Annotated in this window: 18 protein-coding genes; 1 reads left to right on the top strand and 17 read right to left on the bottom strand. The window is 32.9% G+C overall.

The genetic code is table 11. The features are described 5' to 3' along the window. Window positions 1–36 precede the first annotated feature (36 nt). Complete coding sequence (locus ACFYKX_RS04115; RefSeq protein WP_389358308.1) at window positions 37–909, bottom strand: SDR family oxidoreductase; 873 nt, start codon at window positions 907–909, stop codon at window positions 37–39. Window positions 910–1110: 201 nt separating this feature from the next. On the opposite strand from ACFYKX_RS04115, the gene ACFYKX_RS04120 reads away from it, so the two are divergent. Continuing rightward, the gene (locus ACFYKX_RS04120; protein ID WP_389358310.1) at window positions 1111–1545 is read left to right on the top strand and encodes an Rrf2 family transcriptional regulator; all 435 of its coding nucleotides are present in this window, start codon (window positions 1111–1113) and stop codon (window positions 1543–1545) included. Between the two features lie 381 nt (window positions 1546–1926). Here the strand turns inward: ACFYKX_RS04120 and ACFYKX_RS04125 are convergent, their stop codons facing one another. The 16 genes from ACFYKX_RS04125 to ACFYKX_RS04200 form a co-directional block, all read right to left on the bottom strand. Further along, window positions 1927–2184 carry a hypothetical protein gene (locus ACFYKX_RS04125; RefSeq protein WP_389358312.1) on the bottom strand — a complete coding sequence of 86 codons (258 nt, stop codon included), beginning with the start codon at window positions 2182–2184 and terminating at the stop codon, window positions 1927–1929. 38 nt (window positions 2185–2222) lie between these two features. Beyond that, entirely contained in the window at window positions 2223–2774 is a 552-nt protein-coding gene (locus tag ACFYKX_RS04130; protein ID WP_389358314.1) for a hypothetical protein, read from the bottom strand. A 324-nt stretch (window positions 2775–3098) separates the two neighbouring features. Continuing rightward, complete coding sequence (gene map, locus ACFYKX_RS04135; protein WP_389358316.1) at window positions 3099–3839, bottom strand: type I methionyl aminopeptidase; 741 nt, start codon at window positions 3837–3839, stop codon at window positions 3099–3101. A gap of 200 nt (window positions 3840–4039) precedes the next feature. Further along, the gene (locus tag ACFYKX_RS04140; protein WP_389358318.1) at window positions 4040–4582 is read right to left on the bottom strand and encodes a DUF3267 domain-containing protein; all 543 of its coding nucleotides are present in this window, start codon (window positions 4580–4582) and stop codon (window positions 4040–4042) included. Window positions 4583–5311: 729 nt separating this feature from the next. After that, window positions 5312–5518: an ATPase gene (locus tag ACFYKX_RS04145; protein ID WP_389358320.1), complete on the bottom strand. Its 207-nt coding sequence runs from the start codon at window positions 5516–5518 to the stop codon at window positions 5312–5314. Window positions 5519–6033: 515 nt separating this feature from the next. Continuing rightward, the gene (locus tag ACFYKX_RS04150; RefSeq protein WP_389358322.1) at window positions 6034–6354 is read right to left on the bottom strand and encodes a peptide ABC transporter permease; all 321 of its coding nucleotides are present in this window, start codon (window positions 6352–6354) and stop codon (window positions 6034–6036) included. 120 nt (window positions 6355–6474) lie between these two features. Then, window positions 6475–7500: a serine hydrolase domain-containing protein gene (locus ACFYKX_RS04155; protein ID WP_389358324.1), complete on the bottom strand. Its 1026-nt coding sequence runs from the start codon at window positions 7498–7500 to the stop codon at window positions 6475–6477. 378 nt (window positions 7501–7878) lie between these two features. After that, window positions 7879–8292 carry a GNAT family N-acetyltransferase gene (locus tag ACFYKX_RS04160; RefSeq protein WP_389358326.1) on the bottom strand — a complete coding sequence of 138 codons (414 nt, stop codon included), beginning with the start codon at window positions 8290–8292 and terminating at the stop codon, window positions 7879–7881. A gap of 26 nt (window positions 8293–8318) precedes the next feature. Continuing rightward, complete coding sequence (locus ACFYKX_RS04165) at window positions 8319–9356, bottom strand: serine hydrolase domain-containing protein (RefSeq protein WP_389358328.1); 1038 nt, start codon at window positions 9354–9356, stop codon at window positions 8319–8321. Window positions 9357–9525: 169 nt separating this feature from the next. Beyond that, window positions 9526–9726 (bottom strand): hypothetical protein, encoded by a 201-nt coding sequence (locus ACFYKX_RS04170; protein WP_389358330.1) that lies wholly within the window; start codon window positions 9724–9726, stop codon window positions 9526–9528. A gap of 460 nt (window positions 9727–10186) precedes the next feature. After that, a complete protein-coding gene (locus tag ACFYKX_RS04175) occupies window positions 10187–10408 on the bottom strand; it encodes a hypothetical protein (protein WP_389358332.1) in 222 nt (73 codons plus the stop codon). 153 nt (window positions 10409–10561) lie between these two features. Continuing rightward, window positions 10562–10897, bottom strand: coding sequence for a hypothetical protein (locus ACFYKX_RS04180; protein WP_389358334.1), 336 nt, complete (start codon window positions 10895–10897; stop codon window positions 10562–10564). A 301-nt stretch (window positions 10898–11198) separates the two neighbouring features. Continuing rightward, window positions 11199–11408 carry a hypothetical protein gene (locus ACFYKX_RS04185; protein WP_389358336.1) on the bottom strand — a complete coding sequence of 70 codons (210 nt, stop codon included), beginning with the start codon at window positions 11406–11408 and terminating at the stop codon, window positions 11199–11201. A gap of 161 nt (window positions 11409–11569) precedes the next feature. Further along, window positions 11570–11767 carry a hypothetical protein gene (locus ACFYKX_RS04190; protein ID WP_389358338.1) on the bottom strand — a complete coding sequence of 66 codons (198 nt, stop codon included), beginning with the start codon at window positions 11765–11767 and terminating at the stop codon, window positions 11570–11572. A gap of 147 nt (window positions 11768–11914) precedes the next feature. Then, window positions 11915–12328 carry an RDD family protein gene (locus ACFYKX_RS04195; protein ID WP_389358340.1) on the bottom strand — a complete coding sequence of 138 codons (414 nt, stop codon included), beginning with the start codon at window positions 12326–12328 and terminating at the stop codon, window positions 11915–11917. Between the two features lie 175 nt (window positions 12329–12503). Then, the gene (locus tag ACFYKX_RS04200; protein WP_389358342.1) at window positions 12504–12689 is read right to left on the bottom strand and encodes a hypothetical protein; all 186 of its coding nucleotides are present in this window, start codon (window positions 12687–12689) and stop codon (window positions 12504–12506) included. Between the last annotated feature and the right edge of the window lie 713 nt (window positions 12690–13402).

The following is a 13402-nucleotide window of genomic DNA, read 5'->3' on the forward strand; positions in this document are numbered from 1 at the left end:
CGACATAATGCCGGTTATTTGAGTTTTCATTTCAATTTATTTTGTTTGAGAAATTGTATTAACAAGTTGTATCAATGCTTCGTTGATCGGCGTAACTGGACGACCAAGAACTTTCTCGAAATCATTGCTTTCAACTGCTAGTGAACCGTTTCTAATGCTCTCTTGAATCCCTACTACAATTGGAATTACAAAATCAGGTAAACCTATTCCTTTCATGATCTCACCATATTTTTCGTCACTAATTTGTTGTACAGGTACTTCTTTACCTAATACATTACCAAGAGCTGCTGCCAATTCTTCTTGAGTTAAAAGAGGACCAGAAAGTTCATACACTGTATTTTCGTGGCCGTTTCCAGCAAGAACTGCTGCAGCGGCATCAGCATAATCTTGTTGAAGTGCCCAGCCTACTTTACCTTCTCCTGCGGAAGTTACCCACGGTGCTCCTGCAATTACCCCTTGGATGCTCCCGACTTCGTTTTCCAAATACCAATTGTTACGTAAGAAGGAATATGGAATACCCGTCTTAATGATGGCTGCTTCTGTCGCTATATGAGGAGGTGCCATTAAATTATTACTCTCTGTTGCATTAGCTATACTTGTGTAAGCAATAAATTTCACCCCTGCACGCTCAGCTGCTTGAACAGCATTAGCATGTTGATGAATTCTTGTTTCATTGTCACCATCGGCTGAAATAATTAATAGGCGGTCAATCCCTGTAAAGGCATCATCTAATGTTTCTGGACGATCAAAATCTCCTTGACGAACTTCCACTCCAAGAGCACCAAGTCCAACTGCTTTCTCTGGGTTTCGAACACTCACCACCAGATCACTTGCAGGTACTGACTTCAATAATGATTCTACAACCTTGGAACCTAATTTCCCTGTTGCTCCAGTAACTAAAATTTTCATTTATATTTCCCCCATTTCAAGTTCATTTGTAACAACATCGATTACATGTATTCATTTTAGTTACATGTAACCGATTTGTCAACAAGTGAAATAACATATATTATTTTGTTCTGGTTTTGGTATAATAAACTTGTAATCAAATTAATTACATGATTGGGAAATAAATTTAATAAGGATTAGTTAATAGGGTGGTGACTGATCATGTCCATCAGCAGCCGATTTGCTGTCGGAATTCATATATTGACTCTAATTGAATTGAATAAGGAAGGGGTAACATCTTCTGAATTCTTAGCTACAAGTGTTAACACGAACCCAGCCGTGATAAGAAAACTTATGGGAATGCTAAAAAAAGCTGGTTTGATAGAGGTACATCCAGGAATTGCAGGTGCTAAACTTGCAAAGGGATTGTCTGATATTACATTGTACGACGTATATAAGGCAGTAAATATTGTACAAGAGAAAGAATTGTTTAGTATTCATGAAAATCCAAATCCTGAATGCCCCGTAGGTAGAAACATCCAAGATACAATTGAAACATTTTTCACATCTGCACAATTGGCAATGGAGAAGGTTTTACGGAGTGTTACTTTAGAAGATGTTGTAAAGGATATTGCTACAAAAGAAAATACTTGTTAAAAAAAGGCATTCCAAAGGAATGTCTTTTCTCTTTGTTATAAATGTACCTACAACAATGAAAGGCGTATTCACTACATAATTTGTTGAACTGCGATACAATTCCTTGATTCTTTTGAATAAATATAAGTTCCAAGAGCAAAATATTGTTGCAACATCAAAAGAAAATAGGGGTGATCATAATGTATGGTAATAATAATTTGTTTGGTGTAGGATTGATTGCGCTTCTTTTAACGTCTATTTACACTGCAATTTTAGCTTCACTACTTATGAAAACTAAAGAACGGGTTGATTATATTTATCATAAGGAACGTTCAAATTAAGACGCTTAAATTTGGCGATGATTTTATCGCCTTTTTATTTTTATTGCAAGCTCTTGTTAAGCTAAATTCTATTAATTTTAGAAAAACTGCCCGTAGCATTGTTCCAAGATTCTATGTATTCATCGATTGTTTGATAGCGGTCTTCCTTTTCTATATTTACAGCTTTTAATGCCACCGAATACATTTTTTCATTACCTTGCCACTTATCTATAGTACGTTCAATGCCACCACCAAATAACTGAAAAGCAGATGCCCCCATTAAAAAGACATTTGACCTTTCATCAATCTCCGCATCTAGTTTAGATTCCTCTGGAGACATGTAACGACTTGACCCACACATTCGACCTATAGTATTTTTTACTGGTTTTTTACTGTAAAATTCCACACATCACAAATTCTCGTCTGCTCAGTAATAAAATCATACATGATACTGCCATCATAAAAATCAAGGGCAATATATCCACACTTGTTTACATGTGAATGGAACAATAGTATATCTTGATAGTTACTTAATTTCTTATCTAATGGTAGAGTTAAAAATTTATCAAATGAATTATACTGCTTACCCATACACTCTCCTTCAAACCACTCAAAAACGGTAAGATAGCCCTTTTCGATTTCCTTATGCTCAATCATCTCAATAAGAATGGGATGGCGAAGGTCTTCATAAATTAATACTGTTGATTTAAGTCTAGTAATTGCCACATCAGTACCCACATTACTTCGTATCGTTTCTGCTCCTGCCATTTTTATAAAAAGTTTTTTGTTATTATTTTGTACACCAAAGCATAAATAACCAGAATCTTGCTTGTCAAATACCGAAAAAACATTTCCGTACTCAGATAAAAAAGTGAAATCAAAATCTTGCTTCAGTTCAAATGACAGCCCATTGATGTTTTTAGTTATCATAACTTATCCCCAATCACCTTTCGCATACACATTTTTCCTTTCAAGTTTTATCAATAATTTAATAAGGTCTTTATTTCGTTAAATAAGGCAATAACACCTTTAAATATGGATTTTTTAGAGGAGAGATTGGATTTGTTTACTGCACAATATGTGTCTACTATGCATTATAGAATGGCCAAATCCCCCATTCATTAAATACTCCTACAATAAAAAGAAAAGTGCTTTACCTCAGGTTGAAGTAAAGCACCACTTAGATCAAGAACAAAATTTATCTACTTCCTTGCTTAGGAAGACTCCATATATTTCTTCTTGCAAATAATTGAATTAAAGTGTGACAATAATTGGCCCATTTTTAGTAATGATAATCGTATGCTCCAATTGAGCTACAAAGCTTTTTTCTGTAGCATAGGTCCAGCCATCTTCTTTTTGGAATACTTCTTCTTCTAAGGTTGAGATAAATGGTTCAAATGCGATAACCATCCCATCCTTTAATAATTCATCATCCCATGTATCATTATAATTATAAATGTGATTAGGTGCTTCGTGTATTGTTCGGCCAATACCATGTCCTGTAAGGTTTTTGATAACCGTTAATCCATTCTCTCTCGCTGTTTGGAATACTACTTTTCCAATTCCGCTTTTTTTGGAACCAGGCTTTGCTTTCTTAAGCCCTGCTTCAAATGCCTTTTTCGCAACGTTGCATAATTTGGTTAATATTTCTTCACCCTCGCCTACAACAAACGAAATTCCTGTATCTGCGAAATAACCGTTTTTGGAGCCAGAAACATCTATATTTACTAAATCTCCTTCTTGAATAACCCGAGGACCAGGAATTCCATGCGCCACTTCCTCATTAACACTAATGCATGTGTAGCCAGGAAAATCATATTCACCTTTTGGGGCTGAAACTGCACCTTCTATCTGAAAAAGCTCACCGGCTATATCATCAAGTTCTTTAGTCGTTATGCCAGGAATTGTTCTTAGTACCAATTCATCTCTAATGGAGGCAACAATTTTGCCAATCTCCTTCAAACCATTAAAATCTTCTTCTGTTTTTGCAATCATCGCATATCCTCACTTTTTAGTGTATCTGATAATTAGTATTCCATTTAAATTTTAGCATAAACGGAACTTTTTTCCTTAGTTGCCCTTTGCTTCACGAAGAAAAAGCCATTCTTCTTAAAGAATAGCATCCTTTAGTTTGATATTATGTTAAGTCTTTTTAATGTGCTTAGGCTCTAGTTCAAACGCAATTGACCTACTTTTTAAAAATGGTCTATTCGGTAATAGCCTCTGCAAAAAACTGTGTTCTTGGGTTTAATAGCAATTAGAAACGAATTAATAATATCTGAAGAAGAAATTAAAGAGTTGATCCAACTTACAAATAATAGGATCGATTTAATATCCTCAATTACATAGAACGACACAATAACTGGCACAACCGATAATAGAATAAAGGGTAAGCTCATAAAAACCCAGAATCTACATTTTGAGAGAATTGCATTTGTATTTAGCCAAAAAAAGATGCCGCTAAACGTTAGGCTAATATCACCTTTTTTGTAAATGACCAAGATGTGTAGACATTCGTGAATGATGAAAACAAGGACACCTATTATGATTAAAAAATATATATTAATTTTAGTGAATCCTGTAGGAAAGAAAAGTGGAAACAGAAAAATGATTATCTGAAGTAGGTATACAAACTTCATATAATGTTCTCGAAACCAATCATTTTGTATGAAAGGAGTCCACTTTGACAAATCCATACTTTTCTGTGGCAAGTGTCTAAACCAAATAATCAAATGCATTGACCCCTTTAAATATAAGACTTTATTCTTAAAGCTTTCTTCCATTAACCTCACCATTTATTAAAGGTTATACTTCCACAAAAAAGGGACTTATCCCTCTTCAGATAAGTCCCCTATAGTAAGTAGAATACTCCACAATATTCTACATCCTCCCGTATCACTTAGCGAATATAGATATCAATAAACTTATTGTAAAAAAGATATACGCTATCTGAATGGTTATGTACATAGTAAATTCAATGCTGAAAGTTTCCTTTGTTTTTTGGTCTTTGCTAATTGCCGAAAATAGAAAGAGGAACTGATAATAAGTATTACTAAGCTAATTGTACGTAGTGTTTCTGCATATATGATCAGGGCTTTAGTCACTCCTTTATTTTTTTGTTCTTTCATTAACCTGCTTCTTTAGTGAATAAAAGGAGTTCCTCAAGCTTCTTAAAGAATCGCTTCCGTTTGTTAATAATACTGTTACATTCTATTTGCAAGAAACAGTCCAATTAATTGCTAAAAAACTCTTATCTACTATTGGTGTTTTGTTGTTGTCAATACATGCGTTTTTCGCATAATTATTAGAGTTATTATTTAGAACAGCCGACAAAATTAGAAATGCTAGAACCATTAGAGATAGGAGATATAAATTCTTCCTCTTAGTCACCTTATTCTCACCCTTTAGTTCTTAAATTCACCTATATTCTAATCCATCAACTCACGCAATCGTTAGGACAACAAGGTTTATTGTTCAGACTTTTTTAATTTGTATTTAATGATTCGTTCTGTAATAAATCCTAATAATACTCCGACAAAAATTGGAAAGAGAGAAATTTCAGTATAAGAGGATGAAATTTTAATGATGAGGAAATCTAGATCCGCAATAAAGCCTATTGTATAAAGTAATATCATCATTCCGAATGAAACAGTTAACGGAATCCAAAAACTCACAACTCCACCTCCAATTGTTTATTGAATGCCACCACTTAGTTAAAAAGGGACTGCTCTAATGTCATTAAGACCGACATTTCTATAACCGCCTATTCAAAGCCTTATTTATTAAATATACAATTGTAAAAACTATTCCGATTGAAAATATCAATGGAAGCAAGCTTAGTATAAAACCACCCAAATAGATTCCTCCCTTTTTAAAATACATACGACATCTTTATGAAAAAGTTTCAAAATTCGCACAATATTTTAGTCTAAAAAAAGTTGATAATCATAACGGGTAGCCAGATTCCTTTTGTACACTTCTGCTTCGTTAGTAAAGAACGAGTGCTATTTTTAAACACCGAATTCGTTAGCTTAATAAGTTCCCAAAAAATATAACAAAAGTCAAAAACGCTGAAACACACCATTCATGATCAAATAAAATCGAAGGCAACTAACCTTCTCCATTAGTCAATAGCGAATGCTCTTATTGAACACTCGCACCCGTTAGTTGAAAAGGGATTTATGTAATTTTATGCCCTCTTTCTTTTCAAATAAACACCTAACAATAACAGAATTATGCTATAAATGCTCAAACCTAATATCATAAAAATTGCTTCACTTGTAAGACTAATCGGTTCATATCCACTATGGTTGTTAATATGATGTTCTTCGGTTTTGTAAATAAACCAAATAATGATAGATATAAAAACATATAAAACTATTAGGAATGCTGACTTTATATAAAATAATGTTTTGTTTCTTAAATAGCTTGAACGTAATGTAACTAAAAAAAGACCACCGTACAGAAGCATAAAAATGACTATTTCATAAATTTCAATTTTAAAGTCCAATTCACCACCCCCTTTATTAAACTCTACTGCCCGTTAGCACAAGAAGCGATTTACATATTGAACAATCGCTTTGTCTCATACTGTAAAAGAAACGCCCCCGGTTAGTTGCATAATAATCTTTTATTTTACTTTTTCCAGACAGCTAACAACGGTATCTCCAAAAGACCTAACATCAGATAAGTAGTCGAAGCCATCAGGTGAACCAAAACTATTAAACATACGAACCGCTACCAAACTTTCTTCTGGAATTACTAATAGGGTTACACCAGTGTAACCAAGGATTTGAAAAGAACCAACAGGTACTCTTTCACCTATTTCAGTTTTCTTAGCAGGTAGTTCTTTTACAAACCACAAAAAGCCATTTTGAGGTAAGTCTTTATCTAAACATTGCGGACTTTGAATGGATGTTGCCATGTGTATTATCTCTTTTTCAACAATTTGTTTCCCTTTAAGGTTTCCTTCTAATAAGTGCATGTAACCCCACATCGCCAACTCTCGTGCTGAAACATACATATTCATCTTGTCACCTGCTGTACTTTCGCTTTCATACCAATCTTTGTCTCCATCGTATCTGAGGATTACATCTACCAACTTTTCATGTTTTTTAGCATACCAACCCGATTGGGAAAATTGTAATGGCAAAAAGACTTTTTCATGCAGAATATCAGCTACTGTTTTGTTAGTTACTCGCTTCACAAGTGTTGTTAAAGCATCTATACCTACTTGTTTATAGGACCAGCTCGTCCCTGCTGGAAATTCACGGTATGTCGAATTCCTCTTAACGTTTAACCCATGAGTATGCGTTAATAAATGTCTTATTGTTGTCCCGTCCCAAATATCCTTTTCAAGTTCGGGTAAATAGTTTACTACTAAATCATCTATACTTTTAATATAACCATGATATACAGCATATGCCACAGCAAACCCTATATAGCTTTTTCTTACGGAAGCTACATGAAACTGGGTATCGGACTGCACTTTCCTTGCATCAGGCTTTTTCGACTGTTTACCTGTATATTCTTCTAGCACAATAGAATTGTTATGAATAACTAGTGTTGCAGTTCCAGAACAATTGACTTGATTAGAAGTTCTCTTTACATGGTCTAATACATCTGAAAATTGATTACTAGTTTTTTTATTTAACAATGATTTCCCCTCCATTAAGACAAAATAAAAGTGCCCCCTAAAAGTAGGAGGCACTGCGGTACGATTTATAATAATCGTATTTAACTTAATAAAAGCCGCCAACATGGGCTCTTCCCCATGTCACCTTGAATCAATTAAAATAATTATATATTTTACATCGAATATATACAACAATACACTATGAATTCTGTAAATTAACATTCTCTTTCCTACAATTGCACTGTACCCTTGTTCCTCCTCACATTTCACCTGATTTAATCATAAATAAAATCTGAACCGTTCTTTCAAAAGTCTTTACCGTTAACACAAAAGCGACTGCTCTCATTCTGCACCGCCCCCGTTAATTCAATAACACAAAATATTAGTGCCCATAATACGTCAAGAATAATAAACCCACGTTTTAAATTCTTCATTTTGACCTTGTAACTCCCAACCTGTCTTATAAAAGTAGTTGTTGAATGTTGAATTTGCCGGACATAATGCAACGATAGGTAAATCATTTATCGTTTTTAACATTCTTTCTAATAAACCTTTTCCACGATAAACCTCACTAATCGCAAACTGATATAAAGAAATTTTAGTTTGTGTTTTTTTTCGATAAAAGCGAAATGCTCCCACTATTTGACCTTCTACTGTTGCTATCATCATTTGTTTTCTTCTTATAGCAGCTTTAATTCCAAGAGGACATAAAAACTCTTCAGAATAAACTGCACTGTTATCACGGTCTAGATTTTGATTAAAGAAAGATTCAACTTCAGATATATGAGTTGGATTTGCTAAAGCTATTTGCATCTTCTTTACCCCCCTCGTAACACTTTTTAAGAAATAAGGGATTTATATATCTCTCCTATAATCCCCTTTAATTGATGAACACCTAATTCTGCATTCGTCATAATAACGGCGCCTTTTTCTAATTGTGGAACTGCAAACATCATACATTGGAAACCTACTCCCCAACCGAAAGATGATACTTCTAACTCTTTATTAGAGCCTTCTAGAAATACACCTAGACCAATCCAACTTTTTCCTCTTTGTGGAGTTATCATTTCTTTTGCTAAACTTTCTGAAATACCGATTTTACTTTCTCCTTTAAGAGCATTCATTAGCTCAAGAACTAATGAAGCAAAATCTAATGAAGTTGTCCATAGTCCAGAAGCAGTTGGATAAGGATACAATGGATATTTTCCACCTACTAATTCACCATATTTGTTATGACCACAAGAGAATTCATTTTTTTCCATCTCTAACAACGTAGTATTTAAGTAGCTGTTTTTCATCTCTAATGGCTTAAATATGAACTCATTTACCACTTGATAAAATGGTTTTTTCGTTACATCTTCAATTAGTTGTTGAATAATACAGAAAGCTGCATCTGAATAGTTGAATTCACTCTCCGGCTCACACTGTACTGCAATAGGAACTTTACAATAAGGAGTTTTTCCTTCTAACAATTCAACCATGGAAGGAATACCTATATCCGAATTAAATTCAGAAAAACTACCTTCAGGGTCTTTAATTCCAGATTGATGACTAAGCAAGTTTCTTAGGGTAACTTTTTTATTGCTTGTATATTCATTTTCGGGTACTGTCCACGTCACAAGTCTATCATTTACATTTTCATCTAATTCAAGAAGTCCTTCTTCAATTAGCCTTATAGCCATCATCCCCGTTAAGAACTTGCTAATTGAACAAGCACCAAAAATAGAGTTCTCATTTACTTCTCTATTACTTTTTACTTCTAGTAAACCATAATTTTCTGTTCCGCTAATTTTACCGTTTTCAATCAAAGCAATACTTAAACCGTTCACGTTATAATGTTCCATTCGTTCTTTAATGTTGATATTTTTAATTTGCATGTTTCTCCCCCTAATTAACACTTATTATAAATATCTTAACACGAATGTATGTTCTGTTGTGTTTATTTGGATATAAAGTTAATTATTAAACAAATCTGCTCCGTTACTTCAATAAGAAAAAGACGATCCTTCATTATTGAAGCATCGTCCCCTTTAGTGCAATAACAGATTACGCTTTTCTATTTATAATGTGTTTAGATTCTTCGCTATTTCTTTCTTCCGCCTTTTGCTTTTTTAACTCTTTAATCTCTTTTTTTAATTCCCTTATCAACTTTGAATCATCTATACCTTTTGAAACGGCTGTTTTAATAATTATATAGAACACTAATAGATAAATAAGGCTTATAAGTATCCAAAGTTCATATTCCATTTTAAGTCCCCCTTGAACGTTCATACCCACATTTTATCGTTTCTACTTCCATAATCCTGCTCCGTTACTTGAATAACGAAAAAGAGCTCTGATTCACTATTGATCTTAAGTTCTTGCACCCGTTAATTCATTAAGAATTCTTTCAGGAGGAAGATTTACTTCACCCTTTTATTGCATAAAACTCGCCATTGTAATTGTTCCAACAATGTATACAAATGAAATAGTCATCCAAAATGTATGTTTAGCAGTCTCAGCTTCAGAATTAGCAGAGATCTTCCTAAAGATTATAACTAAGTTTAGACAAAATACTATCGCTAATATTGGATTTAAATAGATTGCACCGTATATTAAAAAATCCATCTTCCTCCCCCTCTAATCAATTAACCTGTTAGTACAATAACAAAAGAAAAAGCGTCAATCCCTTCTTAGATTAATGCACACTTTAATTCAAGAAACTGTTTTACTTTTTTTCCTCTAAATATTTTTTATATACTTGTTGAACTTTATCTCCTTTGGGTGATATATTTAAAATTCTTTTATGAATATCATTTAGTAAGTACAATCCTCGAAAAATACAACCAACTACAATTCCGAAAGCAACAATACCTCCAACAAGCGGTCCCATCATCAATAAGATGTATCCTAAAACAGCACTTAGAATTATTGATAATAGTAAATACATATAACCCCTCCCCATACATAATTTATTACAAAAAATCATATTCCCTTGTTTAGCTAATCTTCTCCGTTAGCTTAATAACTTCCACAAAAAAGGACTTATCCTTCTTCAAGATAAGCACCGGTTGCTTGAATAAGTTTAAATTCAATTAATACCTTAAAACGATTGCCTATATTTATTTAGGGCTTCATCTTCATATTGTAAATTTTGTAATAACTTTTCCCAATACGCTCTTAATTCATTGTAATTCATCTTGGCTAATTGATTGTAATTAAGATTTTCATCAAGATACTTCATATCAATTAACCATAACTCGAGTAAGCTTAATACTTTTCCATCCGACACATGTTCTTCATTATTCAAAGACCCTAAATCATTTGAAGATGGAATATGACTATAAATATTAAATAACTCTGCAAGCTCTCTATATCTCTCATCTCTTGGCTCAATAATTTCAAGCGTATGAACGGATAGTTGCAAACTCCAAGACATAGCAGTTAGATATTCTGCTATTTCCTTTAAGGAAATATCTTTATATTTGTTACGTAGAATATCACCAAAATTATATGAATAATTAACTCCATTTTGTATTTTTTCAAACTGTGCTATCCTTGAATCTTCGTTACTATTAATAAGTTCTTGGAGCAAATACAAATTTAGAATAATTGAACATATTATTCCTATTAATAATAAAATTTTTCTTTTCCTTTTTAACTCTCCCCCCTCCTTACAGTTTTCCTAATTTTACCACAAAATTTCGTTTCTCTTGTTATAGTAATTGCTTTTTACATCATTAAAAAAGCATTACCTCTGTTCCAGTAATGCTCTCCATTAGTTCAATAAAAAAAGAACGATCCTGTTCTTGAACTTTAAAATCAACTTTTCCTTTGATTTCAGAAATAGTAATACTATTATGATTGTATTTTATTTCTTTTGCTTGTTCTCCCAATGGCACACAAGAAATCACAGTACAAGCTAATACTAACCTTAGAAAATACTTCACTTTTATTATCTCATTTCGTTAAATTTCTACTTTATAGTGTTCCCTATGTATATTTACGTATTTAAGAACCAGACATTGTTCCAAATAGAGAAGGAGCTGTCGCAAAGACAACTCCTTCTTACGTTAAAGCCCCCGTTAGCTATTTAAAAATTACATCCAACCTATTTTTTTATTTCCTCTCTTTTCCTATGGTTTAAATCAATAACTAAGTCTCCAATTCCTATCGCAATTAAACCATTAAGTAAACCAAATATAGGAAAAATGACATCTTCGCCATTAAAGAATGTCGTTACCAATACAATAATGCTAAAGAACACAAAGATTAAACCTAGTATGAACAAAATACGACCTATAAACAAATTTTCTCCCCCTCTAATTTCTTCAGCATTACTGCCCGTTAGTAAAAAAGCTATCCTGTTGCAGAAAAGTCCCGTTAGCATAAATACAACTTTTCACAAACTTAACTGTAATCCTAATTTGAAGTTTCATTTTTCTCTATTCTATAATTATGAAGACACCTGCGTTCCCGCCAATAAATCGTGAATTGCTCTTTTATCTTTCCGAATTAGAACCATTAAGGCACTTGCAATAGTCGTTAAGCCGAAAGTTACATAGCCTAAAATAAATTTGCCAATAATTTCGCGCATTATCATATCAGAAATTTTTAGACTTTCCCCATTTAATTTCTCAATCCGTATGTTTACAATCCGTTTCCCAATGACATTTCCCTTCCATATAGTTGGCATAACCGTTAAATAAAGTAAATAGGGGACATTATAAATAACTCCTTGCGACCATTGTAAGGTGAAGTCACCTGTTATTAAAAAAATAGTAAATAGGATCGGTGTGAAAACAATTATCGAATCCAAAACACCAGCTGCCACTCTTAATAAAAAGCTAGCCTTATATAGTTCAGACATCCTTTGCACTCCTTTACTAAAGTAACTTATACTACTACATACGGCTAAAATTACAGTAGGTTCCTTAAGATTTTAAAAGGTACCTTATTCCACTAACCTGCTCCGTTAGTACAATAACTTCAACAAAAAAGGCACTTCTCCTTCTTGAAGAAACGCACCCGTTATCTTTAAAGCATTACTTTTTCCTTAGTCTTTGTGCAATATAAATTAGTAAAGTAATAATTGCTATATTTTGAATGCAAAGGACTATTATAGCTACCATTTCTTCTTCATTTGTTGTTGCACCAGTTACCAGTGCTACTAAATTAAAAATAATGTATGACAGAACAAAAAGACCAATAAAAATACCGATATATTTCAATTAAATTCCCCCTTACTCTTTAATTGTTATTCAATTAACCTGATCGTTAGTGCAATAAAATCAACATAAAAAGCGTCAATCCTTCTTGGAACAACGCTACCCTTTAGTGAAAGAAACATTTAATTATTTAATTTCAGCATTCCTGTTCCATCTTTCAACAATCTCTCCATTTTGGTCGTATCCCACAGCGTTTTCAATTTCAGAAAAAAACATTACTTCTTCTACTGTTAAAAAAGGTGGGAATTCTGCTATAAACGTATTATTCTTTGCACTTATTTCTTGTATTTCTCCATTTTTATAATGAATTTCAAATTTTTCTACCTCATGTTAATCAGTGGTAATAGCACCATGAATAATATTTCCTATACCTTCAAGATTGTTAGCTGAAACTAAAAAAGGTAGTCCATCTTCTGATTCAAAGGTTATACCAACACTATGTTCATTGCTATATTTGTATTTTCCATTCTCAAATTCATAAACTCCTAAAATATGCTGTGTTTGGTCTAAATAATAAACTAATTGATTATTATCATCTTGGTTAATTACTTTTATCGGTGTATTCCAATGACTCTGAACAGCTTCTTCAAGACTTGGGTACCCTCTGTTACAACCAAATAGAATAACTAAAATGGTAACAATAATAAAATAAACCTCATAAGTCTCACTCTCCCATATTAGAAATAACTATTAGATTAAAAGTATAAAGCTTATTG

This window comes from Cytobacillus spartinae, from assembly GCF_042865285.1.
Taxonomy (GTDB): domain Bacteria; phylum Bacillota; class Bacilli; order Bacillales; family Cytobacillaceae; genus Robertmurraya_A; species Robertmurraya_A spartinae.

What these genes read in the sequence shown, in the direction of transcription:
- ACFYKX_RS04115 (WP_389358308.1), bottom strand. Translation starts at nt 909, where the DNA reads ATGAAAATTTTAGTTACTGGAGCAACAGGGAAATTAGGTTCCAAGGTT.
- ACFYKX_RS04120 (WP_389358310.1), top strand. Translation starts at nt 1,111, where the DNA reads ATGTCCATCAGCAGCCGATTTGCTGTCGGAATTCATATATTGACTCTA.
- ACFYKX_RS04125 (WP_389358312.1), bottom strand. Translation starts at nt 2,184, where the DNA reads ATGTCTCCAGAGGAATCTAAACTAGATGCGGAGATTGATGAAAGGTCA.
- ACFYKX_RS04130 (WP_389358314.1), bottom strand. Translation starts at nt 2,774, where the DNA reads ATGATAACTAAAAACATCAATGGGCTGTCATTTGAACTGAAGCAAGAT.
- map (WP_389358316.1), bottom strand. Translation starts at nt 3,839, where the DNA reads ATGATTGCAAAAACAGAAGAAGATTTTAATGGTTTGAAGGAGATTGGC.
- ACFYKX_RS04140 (WP_389358318.1), bottom strand. Translation starts at nt 4,582, where the DNA reads ATGCATTTGATTATTTGGTTTAGACACTTGCCACAGAAAAGTATGGAT.
- ACFYKX_RS04160 (WP_389358326.1), bottom strand. Translation starts at nt 8,292, where the DNA reads ATGCAAATAGCTTTAGCAAATCCAACTCATATATCTGAAGTTGAATCT.
- ACFYKX_RS04165 (WP_389358328.1), bottom strand. Translation starts at nt 9,356, where the DNA reads ATGCAAATTAAAAATATCAACATTAAAGAACGAATGGAACATTATAAC.
- ACFYKX_RS04170 (WP_389358330.1), bottom strand. Translation starts at nt 9,726, where the DNA reads ATGGAATATGAACTTTGGATACTTATAAGCCTTATTTATCTATTAGTG.
- ACFYKX_RS04175 (WP_389358332.1), bottom strand. Translation starts at nt 10,408, where the DNA reads ATGTATTTACTATTATCAATAATTCTAAGTGCTGTTTTAGGATACATC.
- ACFYKX_RS04180 (WP_389358334.1), bottom strand. Translation starts at nt 10,897, where the DNA reads ATGTCTTGGAGTTTGCAACTATCCGTTCATACGCTTGAAATTATTGAG.
- ACFYKX_RS04195 (WP_389358340.1), bottom strand. Translation starts at nt 12,328, where the DNA reads ATGTCTGAACTATATAAGGCTAGCTTTTTATTAAGAGTGGCAGCTGGT.